The organism is Oceanobacillus saliphilus, from assembly GCF_023522835.1.
GTDB classification, from domain to species: domain Bacteria; phylum Bacillota; class Bacilli; order Bacillales; family Amphibacillaceae; genus Oceanobacillus; species Oceanobacillus saliphilus.
The window spans coordinates 1-278 of record NZ_JALCZU010000090.1 but is presented as its reverse complement, the minus strand read 5'-3'; the positions used below and the strand labels follow the sequence as shown (position 1 = coordinate 278).

General features: G+C 65.1%; 1 pseudogene. It reads right to left on the bottom strand.

Annotated elements, in window-relative coordinates:
- A pseudogene (locus MN204_RS20560) lies at nt 1-278 on the bottom strand (hypothetical protein); the annotation flags it as partial.

The window sequence follows — 278 nt, the reverse complement described above, 5'->3', positions numbered from 1 at the left end:
ACACGCGTCAGGGTTTGCCACGGTGTCGCGCCCAGCGCCAGCGAGCCCTGCCCCAGCGCCACCGGCACGCTAAACAGCGCATCTTCCGACAGGGTAAAGATCAGTGGCACCAGCGCAAAGCCCATCGCCAGCGCCGCCACCAGCAGGTTACGCTGCTCATAGTGCGCCAACTGTTCGCCCATCTGCGGCCACCACAGTGTCGGCAGCCACAGCGTCAGTAACGTCACCAGTAACAGCAGCGGCATCAGCAGCAGCACTTCAAACCCGGGCCGCCGCCA